The 17,829-nt window shown below is 72.7% G+C and carries 12 protein-coding genes; 4 read left to right on the top strand and 8 right to left on the bottom strand.

Going from position 1 to position 17,829, the window contains the following annotated elements; all coding sequences use genetic code 11:
* Window positions 1-12 precede the first annotated feature (12 nt).
* The gene (locus tag ACIP8Z_RS04320) at window positions 13-1,089 is read left to right on the top strand and encodes an RNA ligase (ATP) (RefSeq protein ID WP_402078504.1); all 1,077 of its coding nucleotides are present in this window, start codon (window positions 13-15) and stop codon (window positions 1,087-1,089) included.
* Between the two features lie 55 nt (window positions 1,090-1,144).
* Here the strand turns inward: ACIP8Z_RS04320 and ACIP8Z_RS04315 are convergent, their stop codons facing one another.
* Window positions 1,145-2,008 (bottom strand): acyl-CoA thioesterase, encoded by an 864-nt coding sequence (locus ACIP8Z_RS04315; protein ID WP_402078501.1) that lies wholly within the window; start codon window positions 2,006-2,008, stop codon window positions 1,145-1,147.
* Window positions 2,009-2,022: 14 nt separating this feature from the next.
* Window positions 2,023-4,596, bottom strand: a complete 2,574-nt coding sequence (locus ACIP8Z_RS04310) for a DEAD/DEAH box helicase (protein ID WP_402078498.1) — start codon at window positions 4,594-4,596, stop codon at window positions 2,023-2,025.
* Window positions 4,597-4,666: 70 nt separating this feature from the next.
* Between ACIP8Z_RS04310 and ACIP8Z_RS04305 the strand changes: the two genes are divergently transcribed.
* The gene (locus ACIP8Z_RS04305) at window positions 4,667-5,458 is read left to right on the top strand and encodes a metal-dependent hydrolase (RefSeq protein WP_402078496.1); all 792 of its coding nucleotides are present in this window, start codon (window positions 4,667-4,669) and stop codon (window positions 5,456-5,458) included.
* Here ACIP8Z_RS04305 and ACIP8Z_RS04300 read toward each other — a convergent pair whose 3' ends face one another.
* Window positions 5,459-6,229: a TetR/AcrR family transcriptional regulator gene (locus tag ACIP8Z_RS04300; RefSeq protein WP_402078494.1), complete on the bottom strand. Its 771-nt coding sequence runs from the start codon at window positions 6,227-6,229 to the stop codon at window positions 5,459-5,461.
* Between the two features lie 123 nt (window positions 6,230-6,352).
* Between ACIP8Z_RS04300 and ACIP8Z_RS04295 the strand changes: the two genes are divergently transcribed.
* The gene (locus ACIP8Z_RS04295) at window positions 6,353-7,060 is read left to right on the top strand and encodes an NAD(P)-dependent oxidoreductase (RefSeq protein WP_402078491.1); all 708 of its coding nucleotides are present in this window, start codon (window positions 6,353-6,355) and stop codon (window positions 7,058-7,060) included.
* Window positions 7,061-7,153: 93 nt separating this feature from the next.
* Here the strand turns inward: ACIP8Z_RS04295 and ACIP8Z_RS04290 are convergent, their stop codons facing one another.
* Entirely contained in the window at window positions 7,154-8,935 is a 1,782-nt protein-coding gene (locus tag ACIP8Z_RS04290; RefSeq protein WP_402078488.1) for an ABC transporter ATP-binding protein, read from the bottom strand.
* On the bottom strand, window positions 8,932-10,818 hold the full coding sequence (locus tag ACIP8Z_RS04285; protein WP_402078485.1) for an ABC transporter transmembrane domain-containing protein: 1,887 nt from the start codon (window positions 10,816-10,818) through the stop codon (window positions 8,932-8,934). Before ACIP8Z_RS04285 ends, ACIP8Z_RS04290 begins: the two co-directional genes overlap by 4 nt.
* A 192-nt stretch (window positions 10,819-11,010) precedes the next feature.
* Between ACIP8Z_RS04285 and ACIP8Z_RS04280 the strand changes: the two genes are divergently transcribed.
* The gene (locus ACIP8Z_RS04280; protein ID WP_402078482.1) at window positions 11,011-12,627 is read left to right on the top strand and encodes a peptide-N4-asparagine amidase; all 1,617 of its coding nucleotides are present in this window, start codon (window positions 11,011-11,013) and stop codon (window positions 12,625-12,627) included.
* A gap of 61 nt (window positions 12,628-12,688) precedes the next feature.
* Here the strand turns inward: ACIP8Z_RS04280 and ACIP8Z_RS04275 are convergent, their stop codons facing one another.
* The 3 genes from ACIP8Z_RS04275 to ACIP8Z_RS04265 all read right to left on the bottom strand — a co-directional run bounded on the left by ACIP8Z_RS04275 (window position 12,689) and on the right by ACIP8Z_RS04265 (window position 17,775).
* Window positions 12,689-14,107: a Gfo/Idh/MocA family protein gene (locus tag ACIP8Z_RS04275; RefSeq protein ID WP_402078480.1), complete on the bottom strand. Its 1,419-nt coding sequence runs from the start codon at window positions 14,105-14,107 to the stop codon at window positions 12,689-12,691.
* Window positions 14,108-14,332: 225 nt separating this feature from the next.
* On the bottom strand, window positions 14,333-17,257 hold the full coding sequence (locus tag ACIP8Z_RS04270) for an FAD-binding and (Fe-S)-binding domain-containing protein (RefSeq protein WP_402078477.1): 2,925 nt from the start codon (window positions 17,255-17,257) through the stop codon (window positions 14,333-14,335).
* A 38-nt stretch (window positions 17,258-17,295) separates the two neighbouring features.
* Window positions 17,296-17,775: a MarR family winged helix-turn-helix transcriptional regulator gene (locus ACIP8Z_RS04265; RefSeq protein ID WP_402078475.1), complete on the bottom strand. Its 480-nt coding sequence runs from the start codon at window positions 17,773-17,775 to the stop codon at window positions 17,296-17,298.
* Between the last annotated feature and the right edge of the window lie 54 nt (window positions 17,776-17,829).

The raw sequence follows: 17,829 nt of genomic DNA, 5'->3' as shown, positions 1-17,829 counted from the left end.
CGGAGTCCTGAGATGTCGACCCTGCGCGTCACCGCCGAAGTCCTGACCGTCCATCCCCACCCGAACGCCGACGCCCTGGAGCTGGCCCAGGTCGGCCTCTATCGAGCCGTCGTCGCCAAGGGCGCCTATCGGACCGGGGACGCCGCCGTCTACATCCCGGAGCAGGCCGTGCTGCCCGCCGCGCTGGTCGAGGAGCTCGGGCTCACCGGGCGGCTCGCCGGCGGGAACTCGGACCGGGTCAAGGCCGTGCGGCTGCGCGGGGAGCTGTCACAGGGCATCGTGTGCCGGCCCGGCGCGCTCGCCGGCGCCGACCTGGCCCTGGCGGCGGCAGAGGGGACCGACTTCGCGGAGACGCTGGGGATCACCAAGTGGGTGCCGCCGATACCGCCGACCATGAGCGGTGACGTGGAGGTCGCCCCGGACCTGCTGCCCTGGGTCGACATCGAGAACCTCCAGCGCTACCCGGGGATCTTCGAACCCGGCGAGCCGGTCGTCCTGACGGAGAAGCTCCACGGCTCGGCCTGCCTGATGACCTTCCTCGCCGAGGAGGGGCGCGTCCAGGTCTCGTCCAAGGGCTTCGGGTCGAAGGGCCTGGCCCTCCAGGAGGACCCGCGCAACCTGTACTGGCGCGCCGTCCACGGCCATGGCCTGGCCGCCGTGGCCGAGCGGCTGGCGAAACGTCTCGGCGCCCGCCGGGTCGGCTTCTTCGGCGAGGTCTACGGCTCCGGCTCCGGGGTGCAGGACCTGGCCTACGGTGCCGACGCCCGCTCCGAGACCGTCGGCTACGCGCTGTTCGACGTGTCGGCCGAGATCGACGGCCGGGTGGAGTGGCTGGACCCTGCCGAGGTCCTGGAGGCCGGCGAGGTCCCGCTCGTACCGAGGCTGTACTCAGGCCCGTACGACCTGGACACGGTCCTCGCCCACGCGAGCGGCCGGGAGACCGTCTCGGGCAGGGAGGCGCACCTGCGGGAGGGCGTCGTGATCCGGCCCGCGACCGAGCGGTACAGCCCGGTCCTCGGCGGCCGGGCCATCGCCAAGGCGGTCAGCCCGGCGTACCTGACGCGGAAGGGCGGCACCGAGTACGAGTGACCGGCGCGCGGCCGGGGCGGCGTCGGAACCGGTCCGACCCCGCCCGGCGCCCGTCTCACAGCTTCCTGAACAGGCCCTCCTGGACCACCGACACCAGGAGCTGCCCCTCGCGGTCGTAGATCCGGCCCCGCGCGAGTCCCCGGCCGCCCGTCGCGATCGGGGACTCCTGGTCGTACAGGAACCACTCGTCCGCGCGGAACGGCCGGTGGAACCACATCGCGTGGTCCAGCGAGGCCATGTCGAAGCCCCGCGGGCCCCAGAGCGGCTCGACCGGGATGCGGACCGCGTCGAGGAGCGTCATGTCCGAGGCGTAGGTCAGCGCGCAGGTGTGGATCAGCGGGTCGTCGCCGAGCGGCCCCACGGCCCGCATCCACACCGCGCTGCGCGGGTCCGCGCCCTTGACCTCGTCCTGGGTCCAGCGCAGCCGGTCCACGTACCGGATGTCGAAGGGCTGCCGACGGGCCATGCGCTCCAGGGCCTCCGGCAGCGCCCCCAGGTGCTCGCGGATCTCGTCCGCGAGGTTCGGCAGGCTCTCCGGGTCCGTCAGGTGCCGCGGCGGCAGCTGGTGCTCGAAGGCGCCGTCCTCCGGCTTGTGGAAGGAGGCCGTGAGGTTGAAGATCGTCCGGCCCTCCTGGATCGCCGTGACCCGGCGGGTCGTGAACGACCGCCCGTCCCGCACCCGTTCCACCTGGTAGACGATCGGCACCCCGGGCCGCCCCGGCCGCAGGAAGTAGGCGTGCAGCGAGTGCACCGGCCGGTCGCCCCCGGTGGTGCGGCCGGCCGCGACGAGGGCCTGCCCGGCGACCTGCCCGCCGAAGACCCGCTGCAGCGACTCCTGCGGGCTCCGCCCGCGGAAGATGTTGACCTCGATCTGCTCCAGGTCGAGCAGATCGACGAGCCTCTCGGCGGGATTGGTCACGTCAGCCCTCTCCTCTACAGCTGTCCGACGGACGTCACGCGGACGACCGCGCGGCCCTCCTCGTCGGAGGCCGCGAGATCCACCTCCGCGCTGATGCCCCAGTCATGGTCGTCGTTCGGGTCGGCGAAGGTCTGCCGCACGCGCCACAGGCCGTGGGCCGCGTCCTCCTCGATGGCGAGCAGCTTCGGGCCGCGCGCGTCGGGGCCCGTACCGAGCTCGTCGTACTCGTCCCAGTACGCGTCCATCGCCTCGCCCCACGCGTCCGCGTCCCAGCCCGCCTCGGCGTCCATCTCGCCGAGCGCGTCGACGTTGTCGAGGGCCGCCAGCTCCACCCGGCGGAACATCGCGTTGCGCACCAGGACCCGGAAGGCGCGCGCGTTGGCCGTGACCGGCTTGACCTGGTCGGCCTTCTCCTGGGCCTCCTCGGCCGTCTGGACCTCCGGGTTGGCGAGCTGCTCCCACTCGTCGAGCAGCGAGGAGTCCACCTGGCGCACCATCTCGCCCAGCCAGGCGATCAGGTCCTCCAGGTCCTCGGTCTTCAGGTCGTCCGGGATGGTGTGATCGAGCGCCTTGTACGCGCTCGCGAGGTACCGCAGGACGATGCCCTCGGTACGCGCCAGCTCGTACCAGGAGGTGAACTCTGTGAAGGTCAGCGCCCGTTCGTACATGTCACGGATGACCGACTTCGGCGACACCGGGTGGTCGCCGACCCACGGGTGGGACTTCCGGTAGACGTTGTACGCGTGCCAGAGCAGCTCTTCGAGCGGCTTCGGGTACGAGATGTCCTGGAGCCGCTCCATCCGCTCCTCGTACTCGACGCCGTCCGCCTTCATCTGCCCGACGGCCTCGCCGCGCGCCTTGTTCTGCATGGCGGCGAGGATCTGGCGCGGGTCGTCGAGCGTCGACTCGACGACGGAGACCATGTCCAGGGCGTACGAGGGGGACTCGGGGTCGAGCAGGTCGAAGGCGGCGAGCGCGAACGTCGACAGCGGCTGGTTCAGCGCGAAGTCCTGCTGCAGGTCGACCGTCAGGCGGATCGTGCGGCCCTCGGCGTCGGGCGTGTCCAGCTGCTCGACGACACCGCCGTCGAGCAGGGAGCGGTAGATCGCGATGGCCCGGCGGATGTGCCGCAGCTGCGCCTTGCGCGGCTCGTGGTTGTCCTCCAGGAGCTTGCGCATCGCCTCGAAGGCGTTGCCCGGGCGGGCGATCACCGAGAGCAGCATGATGTTGGTGACCTTGAAGCGCGAGGTCAGCGGCTCCGGCTCGGCGTCGATCAGCCGCTCGAAGGTGGTGTCGCTCCAGGCGACGAATCCCTCGGGGGCCTTCTTGCGGACCACCTTGCGGCGCTTCTTGGGGTCGTCGCCGGCCTTGGCGAGCGCCTTCTCGTTCTCGATGACGTGCTCGGGGGCCTGGGCGACCACGTAACCGGCGGTGTCGAAGCCGGCCCGGCCGGCCCGGCCCGCGATCTGGTGGAACTCACGGGCGCGCAGGGTCCGCACCCGGTTGCCGTCGTACTTCGTGAGGGCGGTGAAGAGCACGGTACGGATGGGAACGTTCACGCCCACGCCGAGCGTGTCCGTCCCGCAGATCACCTTCAGGAGACCGGCCTGCGCCAGCTTCTCGACGAGCCGCCGGTACTTCGGCAGCATGCCCGCGTGGTGCACGCCGATGCCGTGGCGGACGTAACGCGAGAGGTTCTGGCCGAACTTGGTGGTGAAGCGGAAGTTGCCGATCAGCTCGGCGATCTTGTCCTTCTCCTCGCGCGTGCACATGTTGATGCTCATCAGCGACTGTGCGCGCTCGACGGCCTGCGCCTGCGTGAAGTGGACGATGTAGACCGGCGCCTGCTTGGTCTCCAGGAGCTCCGTCAGGGTCTCCGTGATCGGGGTGAGCACGTACTCGTAGGAGAGCGGCACCGGCCGGGTCGCCGAGCGGACCACCGAGGTCGGCCTGCCCGTGCGCCGGGTCAGGTCCTTCTCGAACATCGACACGTCGCCGAGCGTCGCCGACATGAGGACGAACTGCGCCTGCGGGAGTTCCAGGATCGGGATCTGCCACGCCCAGCCGCGGTCCTGCTCGGCGTAGAAGTGGAACTCGTCCATGACGACCTGGCCGATGTCCGCGTACTTGCCGTCCCGCAGCGCGATCGACGCCAGCACCTCGGCCGTACAGCAGATCACCGGCGCGTCCGCGTTCACGGAGGCGTCGCCGGTCAGCATGCCGACGTTCTCGGTGCCGAAGATCTTGCACAGGTCGAAGAACTTCTCCGACACCAGCGCCTTGATCGGCGCGGTGTAGAAGGTCACCTGGTCATTGGCGAGCGCGGTGAAGTGGGCAGCCGCCGCGACCAGCGACTTTCCCGATCCGGTGGGCGTGGAAAGGATCACGTTGGCCCCGGAGACGACCTCGATCAGCGCCTCTTCCTGGGCCGGGTAGAGCGTGATGCCCCGGTCCTCGGCCCAGGAGGAGAAGGCCTCGAAGAGGGCGTCGGGGTCGGCGGTCGGCGGCAGCTGATCGATAAGGGTCACGCCCCCATCTTGCCTGGATTCCGCCCGGATGAGGGAACCGGCCACCGGTTCGAAGATCACGGACGATAGGCTCGTCCGTCGACCGGTCGTCAACTGAGCGCCGGCAGGGGAGAAACGGGGCGGGCCAACCATGATGGGACCGGCGCACTCGCTGTCCGGAGCGGCGGCCTGGCTGGGCGTCGGAGCGGCCGCGGCGGCCTTCGACCGCCCGATGCCGTGGCCGGTTCTCGTCGTCGGCGCGCTCATCTGCGCGGGCGCGGCCCTCGCCCCCGACCTGGACCACAAGTCGGCGACCATCTCGCGCGCCTTCGGACCGATCTCCAAGGGCCTGTGCGAGATCGTCGACAAGCTGTCGTACGCCGTCTACAAGGCGACCCGCTCCACCGCCGACCCCCGCAGGTCGGGCGGCCACCGGACCCTCACCCACACCTGGCTGTGGGCGGTCCTGATCGGCGGCGGCGCGTCCGTCGCGGCGGTCACCGGCGGCCGGTGGGCGGTGCTCGCGATCCTCTTCGTGCACCTGGTGCTCGCCGTGGAAGGCCTGCTGTGGCGTGCCGCCCGGATGTCCAGCGACGTCCTGGTCTGGCTGCTCGGCGCGACCAGCGCGTGGATCCTGGCGGGCGTCCTCGACAAGCCGGGCAACGGCTCCGACTGGTTCTTCACCGGCCCCGGCCAGGAGTACCTGTGGCTTGGGCTGCCGATCGTGCTCGGCGCCCTCGTCCACGACATCGGCGACGCACTCACCGTCTCCGGCTGCCCGATCCTGTGGCCCATCCCGGTCGGCCGCAAGCGCTGGTACCCGGTCGGCCCGCCGAAGGGCATGCGCTTCCGGGCCGGCAGCTGGGTCGAGCTGAAGGTCCTGATGCCCGCGTTCATGGTGCTCGGCGGGGTGGGCGGGGCCTCGGCGCTCGGCTTCTTCTAGCTAGCCGCCGATCCTCGGTACGCCGAGGGCCGTCACGAGCCGGGTCAGCTCCTCCTGGAAGAGCTTGTCAGGGCTCGTCGTCTGGCGGCCCAGATGCCCGTACACCTCCAGGGCGACGAGCCCGTGCAGATGCCCCCAGAGCCGTAGCGCGAGGGCGACGCCGGCCGGCGGCAGGTCGGGGAACGCCGGGCGCACCTTGTCGAGCAGCCCGGCGTCGAAGTCGTCCCAGGTGAACGCGCTGTCCCGGTAGAGCGCTTCCGCGTACGGCCAGGCCGCGGCGGCGAGTCCGGCGAGGCCGGTGCAGACCCGGCGGGCCGCGTCCGGGGCGGGCCCTTCCTCCGGCGCCCTGTAGCCGGGCACGGGGTCGCCGTACACGAGCCGGAAGCCCTCGGGGTGGGCCAGGGCCCACGCGCGGAAGGCGCGGGCCCAGGCGAGGATCCGCCCGGCCGGGTCCTCGGCGGAGGCATCGGCGGTGCCCCGTCCGGCCGCTTCCGCCCAGGCCCCTTCCACGGCGTCGGCGAGCGCCGAGTACACGTCGTCGATGAGCGTGGTGACCAGGTCGTCGCGGGTGGCGAAGTAGCCGTAGATCGCGTTGGCCGTCATCCCCATCTCGCGGGCGATGGCCCGCAGGGTGATGGCGTCGGGACCGCCCGAGGCCATCAGACGCAGCGCCGTGTCCTTGATCTCGGCGGTGGTCTCGGCCCGCAGCCGCTCACGGCGGCCCCGCCCGGCCGGAGCCGTCCCCGTCGTTGTTCCCGCTGTCCCGGTCATGCGGGCAGCCTATCCCTCTCGTGGTGGCCGTATGGAAACTGCACGCCGTGCACTTCACGGCGTATAGTTTCCGCACGGCGTTACGAAAGTGGCGCGCCGAAGACATGAGCACAGGGGAGAGCCATGCACATCGGAGTCGTCGGAGCCACCGGCACCATCGGCAGCCGCGTCGTCGCGGAGGCCCTGGAACGCGGGCACCACATCAGGGCCTTCAGTCGCGACGCCACGGTCGCGGCGGCGCGGGAGACCCGCGGGAACATCACCTGGGCGAGCCTCGACGTCCTCGACCCGGCCGGCATCGCCGCCGTCCTGCCCGGACTCGACGTCCTCATCAGCGCCTTCCAGCCCGGAAACGCCGCCCAGGACATGGCGGACACCGTCCGGCGCTCCATCGCCGACGCCGGGGTCTACGCCACCGCGGCCCGCGCCCTGCTCAAGGCCCTCGAAAGCCACCCGAGGACACGGCTCATCGTGATCGGCGGCGCGGGCAGCCTGGAGGTCGAGCCCGGCGTGGTGCTCGCCGACGCGGAGGACCGGCTCCACGCGACCCTCGACGGCGTCGGCCTGCCCCGCGCCTACGCGGCGGCGGTACGCGGCCACCGCGACGCCCTGAACGTGCTGCGCACCTCCAACCGCCGCTGGACCTACTTCAGCCCCGCCGAGGACATCGCCCCCGGCGAGCGCACCGGCCGCTTCCGGATCGGCGAGGACCAGCCGGTCCGCGACGCCGAGGGGCGCAGCCGCGTCTCGGCGGAGGACGCGGCCGTCGCCCTCGTCGACGAGGCGGAACTGCCGCGCTTCGTCCAGCGCCGCTTCACCATCGGCTACTGAGCGGACGGCGACGGAGGCGGGGACACGAGCGGGGACGAAGCGGGCCGGGGCGGGGCGCGTACGACGCCCCGCCCCGGCCCGCCCCGTCGGGTGTCACCCGTGCCAGGACCTCCACAGCGCCGCGTAAGCCCCGTCCGCCGCGACCAGTTCCGCGTGGCTGCCGAGCTCGCTGATCCGGCCCGACTCGACCACCGCGATCAGATCGGCGTCGTGCGCGGTGTGCAGCCGGTGCGCGATGGCCACGACCGTCCGTCCGTCCAGGACCCGGCCGAGGGACCGCTCCAGGTGCCGGGCCGCGCGCGGGTCGAGCAGCGAGGTCGCCTCGTCGAGGACCAGCGTGTGCGGGTCCGCGAGGACGAGCCGGGCCAGGGCGATCTGCTGGGCCTGCGCCGGGGTCAGCGAACGGCCGCCCGAGCCGACCTCGGTGTCCAGGCCCTCGTCGAGCCCCCGCGCCCAGACCTCCGCGTCCACCGCCGTGAGCGCCGCCCACAGCTCGGTGTCCGTCGCCCCCGTCCGGGCCAGGAGCAGATTGTCGCGGAGCGAGCCCACGAAGACGTGGTGCTCCTGGTTGACCAGGGCCACGTGCTCACGCACCCGCTCGGCGGGCATCCGCGCCAGCTCGGCCGCGCCGAGGGTGACCGAGCCGGTCCTCGGGGCGTAGATGCCCGCGAGGAGGCGGCCGAGGGTCGACTTGCCCGCACCGGACGGTCCGACCAGGGCGAGCCGGGTGCCGGGGGCCACCTTCAGGGACACCTCGTGCAGCACGTCGACCCCCTCGCGGTAGCCGAACCGGACCTCGTCCGCCCGGACGGCCCGGCCCTCGGGCCGTACCTCCGCGTCGCCCGCGTCCGGCTCGATGTCGCGGACGCCGACGAGCCGGGCCAGGGACACCTGCGCGACCTGGAGCTCGTCGTACCAGCGGAGCACGATGCCGATCGGGTCCACCAGCATCTGGGAGAGCAGCGCGCCCGTCGTCAGCTGACCGACGTCGATCCAGCCCTGCAGGACGAACACCCCGCCGAACAGGAGCACGGCGAGCAGCACCGTCGTGTGGGTGAGGTTGACGGCGGGGAAGAGCACCGAGCGCAGGAAGAGCGTGTACCTCTCCCAGGCGACCCACTCCGCGATCCGCCGGTTCGACAGCGCGATCCGGCGGGCGCCGAGGCGGTGCGACTCGACCGTGCGGCCCGCGTCGACCGTCTCGGCGAGGGCGGCGGCCACCGCCGCGTACCCCGCGGACTCCGAACGGTACGCGGCCGGCGCCCGCCGGAAGTACCACCGGGAGACCACGATGAGCAGCGGCGCGGCGAGCAGCGCGGCGAGCGCGAGCGGCGGCGCCGTGACCGCGAGGCCACCGAGCAGCAGTCCGGCCCACACGACGCCGATGGCCAGCTGGGGCACGGCCTCGCGCATCGCGTTGGAGAGCCGGTCGACGTCCGTGGTGATCCGGGAGAGCAGGTCACCCGTGCCGGCCCGTTCCAGGACGCCCGGCGGCAGGCCGACCGCGCGGACGAGGAAGTCCTCCCGCAGATCGGCGAGCATCTCCTCGCCGAGCATGGCCCCGCGCAGCCGGACGAGCCGGACGAACAGGGTCTGGATGAGCAGGGCGGCCGCGAACAGGGCGATCGTGCGCTCCAGATGGAGTTCACGCGCGCCCGTGGCCAGCCTGTCCACCACCGATCCCAGCAGGTACGGGCCGGCCATCGAGGCGACCACGGCGACCGCGTTCACTCCGACGAGCAGCGCGAACGCCCGGCGGTGGCGGCGCAGCAGTTCGCGTACGTAGCCGCGGACGGTCGCGTCGGCGGCGACGGGCAGCGTCGTCGCCGTCGTCGGGGCCGCCGGGTCGTACTCCGGTGGCGCCAGGCCGATCATGCCGATTCCCCTTCCAGTGCTTCGAGTGCGTCGGTCGCGTCGAGTGCGCCGGCCGGTTCGGCGTCGGCACCGCCCTGGAGCGGGCCGAGCGGGCCGAGGGCGGCGACGGGCGGTGCCGTCGCGGCGAGTTCCTCGTCGGTCTCGCGGGTGACGACCGCGCGGTAGCGGGGCTCACGGGCGAGCAGTTCGCGGTGGGTGCCGACGGCGACGGCCTGGCCCTCGTGGACCAGGACGACCCGGTCGGCGCGGTCCAGGAGCAGCGGCGAGGAGGCCAGGACCACGGTCGTCCTGCCCGTGCGCAGGGCGCCGACGCCGACGGCGACCCCTGCCTCGGTGTGCGCGTCGACCGCCGAGGTGGGCTCGTCGAGGACGAGCACCTCCGGGTCGGTCACCAGGGACCGGGCGAGGGCGAGCCGCTGACGCTGGCCGCCGGAGAGCGACCGGCCCCGCTCGGTGATCCGGGTGCGCATCGGATCGCCGTCGGTGTCCACGGACGCCTGGGCGAGCGCGTCGAGGACGTCGTCGCACCGGGCGGCGGCCAGGGCCCGGTCCGGGAGCACCTCGCCGGACCGGGGCACGTCGAGCAGCTCGTGGAGGGTGCCCGAGAGCAGGACCGGGTCCTTGTCCTGGACGAGGACGGCCGTACGGGCGGTGTCCAGCGGCAGCTCGTCGAGGGGGACCCCGCCGAGCAGCACCGAGGTGTGGTCCTCGCCCGGATCGGCCGGGTGGCCGCCGAGCCGGTCCGCGAGCCGTCCGGCCACGTCCGGGTCGCCGCAGACGACCGCGGTGAAGCGGCCGGCCGGCGCGAGCAACCCGGTCAGCGGGTCGTACAGGTCGCCGGTCGCCTTGCGCTCCTCGTCCCCGTCCTCCCCGGCGGTGGTGCTGCTCGTGCGGGCCAGCGCCAGGACCCGGGCGGCCCGCTTCGCGGACGGCCGGGAGAACGAGAAGGCCATGGCGATCTCCTCGAAGTTGCGCAGCGGGTGGTAGGTCAGGGCCACCGCGCTGTAGACGGTGACCAGTTCGCCGACCGTGATCCGTCCGTCGAACGCGAGCCGCGCGCCGTACGCCACCACGACGATGAGCAGGACGCCGGGCAGCACGACCTGGATCGCGGAGATCAGCGCCCACATGCGGGCACTGCGCACGGCGGCCGCGCGGACCTCCTGGGATGCGGTGCGGTATCGGCCGAGGAACAGCTCCTCGCCGCCGATGCCACGCAGCACCCGGAGCCCGGCGACGGTGTCGGAGGCGAGCTCGGTGGCCTTGCCCGCCTTCTCGCGCTGGACGTCCGCCCGGCGCGTGGCGCGGGGGAGCAGCGGCAGCACGGCGAGGGCGAGGACCGGGACACCGACGGCCACGACGACGCCCAGGGCGGGCTGGTAGACGACGAGGCCGACGCAGATGAGGACGAGCACGAGGGCGCCCGCGGCGAACCGCGACAGGGCCTCGACGAACCAGCCGATCTTCTCGACGTCGCCGGTGGAGACGGCGACGACCTCGCCCGCGGCGACCCGCCGGGTCAGGACGGAGCCCAGTTCGGCGGTCTTGCGGGAGAGGAGCTGCTGGACGCGGGCGGCGGCCGTGATCCAGTTGGTGACGGCGGTGCGGTGCAGCATCACGTCACCGACCGAGATCGCGGCGCCCAGCACCGCGAGCAGCACTCCGGCGAGCCCGAGGCGCCCGCCGTCACGGTCCACGACCGACTGCACGGCGATCCCGATGCCCAGGGGCAGTCCGGCGATGCCCAGATGGTGCAGAAGTCCCCACAGCATGGACTTCACCTGCCCGCCGAGCTGTTGACGGCCGAGCCAGACGAGGAGACGGGTGCCCGAGCGGACATCGGGTACCCCTGGGTCGGCGAAGGGAAGATCTCGAATCTGCATGGCGTCCCAGGGTCTCCGGGTCTCGTCTGGGGGAACGCGCGCCGGGGGTGTGCGACGGCGGAGGAAGCCGTGCAAGGTTCGCGTTTTCCCCCAGGGGCGGCAATCGATTTTCCGCACGGGGGAACAGATCGCGCCATGTCCGCTCATCGTCCTCTGGACCGCGCGGCGCCGAGCGCGCTTCACTCCAGCCCCATGAGATCACTCAAGATCATGAGCATGCTCAGTGGCCTTGTCCTCGCCGCGGGCGCGCTCCTCACCGCCCACCCGGCCGCCGCCGACGGTCCGAACGGCCCGACGCCCCCCGCCGAGTTCACCTCCGACTGGCACGACCCGGTCACCGCCGCCCCGCCCGTCGAGACCCCCGGCACCCGCAGCTGCCAGGTCACCCTCGCCGCCGCCCAGTTCCGTGACTTCACGCCCTACCAGGGCACTTACGCCCCGCCGAAGGAATGCGGCACCCGCTGGAACAAAGTCGTCCTGCGCCTCGAAGGACAGGTCAAGGGCCGCCAGTACGACCGCCTCGGGTACCTCACCGTCGGCGGTGTGGAGATCCTCCGCACCTCCACACCGCAGCCCTCGCCCGACGGCATCACCTGGTCGGTCGAGAAGGACGTCACCCGCTACCGCGACACCCTCAGCCGCCCCGGCGCCGTCGAGATGCTCATCGGCAATGTCGTGAACGAGACCTACACCGGCGTCCTCGACGTCCGCGTCACCCTCACCTTCCACACCGCCCAGGGCCGGGTGAAACCCGCCGCCGGTACGCCCGACCGGGTGATCCCCCTCACCGGCTCCACCCTCATCACCCCGCGCAACACCGAACGCGTCCTCGCCGAGGTGTACGCCACCGGCTCCGGCGGTGGCTGCGAGGAGTACTGGTACCTCTCCGTCCCCGACACCGCCCCCTACTCCTGCAGGGCCGGCGACGGCCCGCACCGGGAGGTCCGCGTCTCCGTCGACGGACGCCTCGCCGGCATCGCCGCGCCCTTCCCCACGGTCTGGACCGGTGGCTGGTCGAACCCCTTCCTCTGGTACGTCACCCCCGGGCCGCGCGCCTTCGACGTCCAGCCGATCCTCTACGACCTGACCCCCTTCGCCGCCGTCCTCAACGACGGCCGCGCCCACCGCGTGGAGGTCGGCGTCGCCGGGGTCCCGGCCGGACAGTCGGGCTGGTCCACCCCCACCAACGTGCTCCTCTGGCAGGACGAGGGGAGCCGGGTCGTCACCGGCGGCCTCGACCGCCACGAGGAGACCACCCCGCGCAACTCCTCCGTCTACACGGCGGGCACCGCCGACTCCCTCCACCGGCTCGACACCGACGCCGGCCACCGGCTCACCGTCGCCGGACACCTGAACACCTCGCACGGCCGGGTCACCACCACCGTCGACCGGACCGTCGCCCACACCTCCGCGCACCGCTGGGGCGAAGGGGAGAACCCGGACGCCTTCACCGCGCGCTGGACCGACCGCGAGACCGTGACCAGCGGCCGGACCGTCACCCGCGCCGACCGGACGTACACCATGGACGGCGAGACCACGATCGGCGCGGGCGACCGGCTGCGGACCGTCCTCACCCTCGGGGACCGCGCCGACACCGTCGTCCTGCGCGACGGTCGGCGCCTGTCCTGGTCGCGGCTCGACGACACGTACACCGGGGACGCCACGTACACCACCGGCGTCCCGCGCGACCAGCGGCACGCGGTCGGCACCACGCACGAGCGCTACCGGTTGTACGGCTCCGAGGGCTGCCACGACCGGAGCCTGACGACCGTTCAGGGCACGGTCACCCAGGACCTGCGCCGCTGCTGAACAGGGCGATGCCCGGCCCCCGTACGCGGGGGCCGGGCACCGTACGCCGGGAGCCCCGGCGTCAGGCCGGCTTCACCGAGTCCACGCCCGAGCGGGCCGTGCGCCACTCGCCGCGCGTGAAGTCGGGGATCTCCTGCGGCGCGCCCTGCGCCTTGATGGAGGCGTGGCTCAGCGGCACCGGCGCCGTCCAGGTCGCGGCGTCGTACACGTCGAAGTCCGGCGGCAGCCCGAGCCGCATGCACTGCATGAGGCGGAAGATCATGATGTAGTCCATCCCGCCGTGGGCACCCGGCGGGTTGGCGTGGTCCTTCCAGAGCCAGTGGTCGAACTCGGCCGCGTACGCCGAGAAGTCGGCCCACTGGTCGTCCTTGTGGTCCGGCTCCAGGTAGATCCGGGCCGGGTAGTCCTCGAAGACGCCCCGGGTGCCGCCCAGGCTGTTGACCCTGCTGTAGGGGTGCGGGGTGGAGACGTCGTGCTCCAGGCGGATGACCCGGCCCTGCGCCGTCTGGACCAGGCTGATCGTCCGGTCGCTCCCGATGTACGTCTCGTTCCAGCTGGGGTCGCCGGGCGGCATGTGCTCCTCGCGGTACTCGGCGAGGCCCAGCGCCGGTGTGCCGAAGCTGCTGATGCTCACCGCGCGGTCGCCCCGGTTGACGTCCATGTAGTTGGCGACGGGACCGAAGCCGTGGTTGGGGTAGAGGTCGCCCTTCAGCTGCGTGTGCCAGTGCCGCCGCCAGGGGCCCTCGTAATACGTCGGGGAGAACAGCAGACCGCGCAGGTCGTGGTTGTACGCCCCCGCTCCGTGCAGGAGCCGGCCGAACTTCCCGGCGTGCGCCATCCGCAGCACGCGCATCTCGTTCCGGCCGTAGCAGCAGTTCTCCAGCTGCATGCAGTGGCGGCGGGTCTGCTCCGACAGGTCGACGAGTTCCCACAGTTCGTCGAGCCGCATCGCGACCGGACACTCCACGCCGACGTGCTTGCCGTCGAGCATCGCCGCGCGGGCGATCGGGAAGTGGGTCTCCCAGGGGGTGGCCACGTAGACGAGGTCGAGGTCGGTGCGGGCGCAGAGGTTCTCGTAGTCGTTCTCGCCGTTCGCGTAGACGGCGGGGGCGGGATGTCCGGCGGCGACGACCGCCGCCGCGGCCCGCTCGGCCTTGTCGCGCACGGGGTCGCAGACGGCGTTCACCCGGACCCCGGGGAGCGAGAGGAAGTGGCCGATCATGCCGGCGCCCCGGTTGCCGTACCCGACGATGCCGACCCGGACGGTGGAGCGGCCCTCGAAGGGGACCCCGGCCATGGTGGGCCCCAGACGCTTCCGCCCGGCCCCGGCGGGCGACGCGGCGGCCGGAGCCGCCGCCGGGGCCGCCGCCTGCGCGGCCGGGACGCCGAGGGCGCCGATGCCGAGTCCCGCCCCGGCCGCGGCGGCGGTGGTCCTGAGGACCTTGCGACGGCTCGGGTCGTGCGGTGGCTGCTCGTTCATGGAACCTCCCGGAGCTGTGGGCACGGCTGTTTCATGAATCCCGCTCAGGCCCCTGGCCCCGGTGACCGATGGTGCGCAAGGGCGCCGACAGGACTCTTGCGACGGGTGGTTGGACTGTACTGTTCCGGATCTCGGACCGAGCCGTACCGGACACCCACCCTCACCCGAACGTACGAAAGGCCCCTCACCACAGGGGGTGAGGGGCCGTCAAGGAGCCGAGAGGCGTCAGGGCCGTGTCGCGTGCTCCAGGGCGAGGAGCACCGATCCGTACCGGCGGCCCGTCGCCCGGTCCATCCCGATCTCGCACATCCGGTTGGCCGAGAGATGCGCGTCGAAGGGCCGCGCCGTCACCTCGGCCGCCTCCCGCGCCGTCGCCGATGCCGTCAGCTCCGGGTGCAGCATGCCCCGGTCGCCCGCGAAGGCGCAGCAGCCCGCGTCGGCGGGGACGACGACCTCCTCGGCGCAGGCCCGCGCGAGCTCCGTCAGCCTGTCCTCGTCGCCCAGGTGCCGCATCGAGCAGGTCGGGTGGACCACGGCGGAGCCGACCCGGCGGCGTACGTCGAGCCGGGGGAGCAGTTCGTCCGCCGCCCACACCAGCGAGTCGACCACCGTCATCTCGGCGTGCAGCGCCCGGTTGTCCTCCGTCAGATAGGGCACGACCTCGTGCGCGATGCCCAGCGTGCACGAGGAGGCGTCCACCACCAGCGGCAGCGTCCCGCCGGCGGTCCATCCCCAGGCCGCCTCGACGATTCGGTTCGCCATCACCTCGTTGCCCCGCTCGTACCCCTTGGAGTGCCAGATCGTCGCGCAGCAGGTTCCGGCCACGTCGTCGGGGATCCACACCGGCTTCCCCGCCCGCGCCGACACCGCGACGACGGCCTCCGGGAGGGAGGGGCCCCGCAGGCCGTCCGGATTGCCGAAGATCCGGTTCACACAGGCCGGGTAGTAGACGGCGACCGCCGCGGGACGGTGGGTGCGGGGCAGCCGCCGCGCCGCCGCGCCCGGGATCTCCGGCAGCCACTCCGGCACGAGATCGGTGCTGACCGCCCGGCGCGCCAGGCCCGTCACCGACTCCAGGACCCGGTCGCCGATCCGGTCGGCCGCCGCGACCGCGAGCCGCGCGGAGGCCTCCGCCGCGCGGAAGTTCTTCGCGGCCAGAGCGGCGATCCGCTCCTCGCGGGAGGTGTGCCGCTCGTGCCGGAACTCCTTCATCAGCGCGCCCGTGTCGATCCCGACCGGACAGGCCAGCTTGCACAGGGAGTCGCCGGCGCAGGTGTCGACGGCGTCGTAGCCGTACGACTCCAGGAGACGGGTCTCGACCGGGGAGCCGTCCCGCTGCCGCATCATCTCCCGGCGCAGCACGATCCGCTGGCGCGGAGTGGTCGTCAGATCGTGGCTGGGGCAGGCCGGTTCGCAGAAGCCGCACTCGATGCAGGGATCGGCGATCCGCTCCACGGTGGGGATGGTCTTGAGGCCCCGCAGATGGGCGTGCGGGTCGCGGTCCAGGACGATCCGCGGGGCGAGCACCCCGTCGGGGTCGATGGCCTCCTTGACCCGCCACATCAGGTCGGTCGCCCGCGTCCCCCACTCCAGCTCCAGGAACGGCGCGATGTTGCGGCCGGTGGCGTGCTCCGCCTTCAGGGAGCCGTCGAAGCGTTCCACGGTCAGCTTGCAGAACTCGTCCATGAAGGCCGCGTACCGCTCGACGTCGGTGGGGTCGCCCGCGTCGAAGGCGAGCAGGAAGTGGAGGTTGCCGTGCGCGGCGTGACCGGCCACGGCGGCGTCGAAGCCGTGCCGGGACTGGAGGTCGAGCAGCGCCTCGCAGGCCTCCGCGAGCCGGGCAGGGGGCACCGCGAAGTCCTCGGTGATCAGGGTCGTACCGGAGGGGCGGGAGCCGCCGACCGCCGTCACGAAGGCCTTGCGGGCCTTCCAGTAGCCGGCGATGCGCCTCGGGTCCGTGGTGAAGGCGTTCTCCACGGAGGCCACCGGGGCCACCAGGGCGAGCCCGGCGAGGACCTCTTCCGCCGCCCGCTCGTACGCCTCCCGCGCGGCCGCGTCCGGCGCCCGGAACTCGACCAGGAGCGCCGCCGTCTCCTTGGGCAGTTCCGCCCAGTCCGCGGGGACGCCCGCCACGCTGACCGAGGCCCGCAGGGTGTTGCCGTCCATCAGCTCGACGGCCAGCGCTCCCGCCGCGTTGAAGAGGGGCACGGCCTCGGCCGCCGCCGGCAGGGAGGGGAAGAAGAGCAGGGCCGAGGAGACCTCGCGGTCCAGCGGCAGGGTGTCGAAGACGACCTCGGAGATGAAACCGAAGGTGCCCTCGGAGCCCACCATGAGACCCCGCAGGATGCTCACCGGGGTGTCGCCGTCGAGGAAGGCGTCGAGCCGGTAGCCGTTGGTGTTCTTGATGGCGTACTTGGCGCGGATCCGGTCGGTGAGGGCGGTGTCGGCCTCGATCTCCGCCTTGAGCTCCATCAGCTCCGCGCACAGCCTCGGCTCGGCGTGCGCCAGCTCCTCGTCGGCGGCCGGGTCGGCGGTGTCGACCACGGTCCCGCTGGGGAGCACGAAGGTCAGCGAGGCGACCGTCCGGTACGAGTTCCTCGTCGTCCCGGCCGTCATGCCCGAGGCGTTGTTGGCGACGACCCCGCCGATCGTGCACGCGATGGCGCTGGCCGGATCGGGACCCAGGACCCGGCCGTGGGGGGCGAGTGCCGCGTTGGCCCGTACGACGGTGGTGCCGGGGCGGATCCGGGCCCGCGCGCCGCCGTCGAGGACCTCGACGCCCACCCAGTGGCGGCGCACGTCGACCAGGATGTCCTCGCCCTGCGCCTGCCCGTTGAGGCTGGTCCCGGCGGCCCGGAAGACGACCTCGCGGCCCTTGCCGTGCGCGTACGACAGAATCGTGGAGATGTCGTCGATGTCCTCGGCGACCACGACGACCTGCGGGACGAAGCGGTACGGGCTGGCGTCGGAGGCGTACCGCACGAGGTCGGAGATCTTCGAGAGGACCTTCGCCGGGCCGAGGAGCTCGGTGAGCTCCTCGCGCAGCCGCCTCGGCGTCCCCCGGGCCTGCAGCTCCGGCACGCGGTCCGGGGCCGGACTCCGCTTCGTACCGGGGCGTAGGGCCCGCGGGTTCGGCTCGAACAGCGGCATGTCACGGCTCCCCTTCGCGCGTCCGCGTGCCCGAGAGGTCAGCAGCCGCCCTCCGGGCCGGGGTCGACCAGGGCGGTCAGCAGACCTCCGAGCACCTCGCGCTGTGCGGCGGTCAATGGAGCAAGGATGTCCTCTGCGGCCGCCCGGCGCGCGCTGCGCAGCTCCCGCAGCGTGGCGCGGCCCGCGTCGGTGAGCTCGATCCGCACCACCCGGCGGTTGCTCGGATCGGGCACCCGGCGCACCCGGTCGACGGCCTCCAGACCATCGACGAGACTGGTCACCGCGCGCGGGACGACCTCGAGCCGGGCCGCGAGGTCGGCCATCCGGGGCGGCTCCCCGAAGTGCGCGACGGTGCGGAGCAGCCGGGACTGGGCGGGCGTGATGCCGACCGGCTCCAGATGGCGCTTCTGGATCCGGTGCAGACGCCGGGTGAGGCGCAGCAGCTGCTCGGCGAGGAGGCCGTCGGCGTCGGGTTCCCCCGAACGGCCGGGTTCGGTCGGGACGGCGGAGGTGCTCATACGGGAACAATATCAGGACCATGTTCATTGTGAGTATAGGTAACAATGAGCTAA

Origin of the sequence: Streptomyces sp. NPDC088553, from assembly GCF_044752965.1 — a bacterium.
GTDB lineage: Bacteria > Actinomycetota > Actinomycetes > Streptomycetales > Streptomycetaceae > Streptomyces.
Note: the sequence above shows the minus strand (reverse complement) of the source record. Positions and strands in the feature narration are given on the sequence as shown.

Bases quoted from the DNA above. Each gene is read 5' to 3' on its own strand.
- ACIP8Z_RS04305 (WP_402078496.1), top strand. From the start codon at position 4,667: ATGATGGGACCGGCGCACTCGCTGTCCGGAGCGGCGGCCTGGCTGGGC.
- ACIP8Z_RS04270 (WP_402078477.1), bottom strand. From the start codon at position 17,257: ATGCCGCTGTTCGAGCCGAACCCGCGGGCCCTACGCCCCGGTACGAAG.
- ACIP8Z_RS04320 (WP_402078504.1), top strand. From the start codon at position 13: ATGTCGACCCTGCGCGTCACCGCCGAAGTCCTGACCGTCCATCCCCAC.
- ACIP8Z_RS04275 (WP_402078480.1), bottom strand. From the start codon at position 14,107: ATGAACGAGCAGCCACCGCACGACCCGAGCCGTCGCAAGGTCCTCAGG.
- ACIP8Z_RS04290 (WP_402078488.1), bottom strand. From the start codon at position 8,935: ATGATCGGCCTGGCGCCACCGGAGTACGACCCGGCGGCCCCGACGACG.
- ACIP8Z_RS04280 (WP_402078482.1), top strand. From the start codon at position 11,011: ATGAGATCACTCAAGATCATGAGCATGCTCAGTGGCCTTGTCCTCGCC.
- ACIP8Z_RS04300 (WP_402078494.1), bottom strand. From the start codon at position 6,229: ATGACCGGGACAGCGGGAACAACGACGGGGACGGCTCCGGCCGGGCGG.
- ACIP8Z_RS04265 (WP_402078475.1), bottom strand. From the start codon at position 17,775: ATGAGCACCTCCGCCGTCCCGACCGAACCCGGCCGTTCGGGGGAACCC.
- ACIP8Z_RS04295 (WP_402078491.1), top strand. From the start codon at position 6,353: ATGCACATCGGAGTCGTCGGAGCCACCGGCACCATCGGCAGCCGCGTC.
- ACIP8Z_RS04285 (WP_402078485.1), bottom strand. From the start codon at position 10,818: ATGCAGATTCGAGATCTTCCCTTCGCCGACCCAGGGGTACCCGATGTC.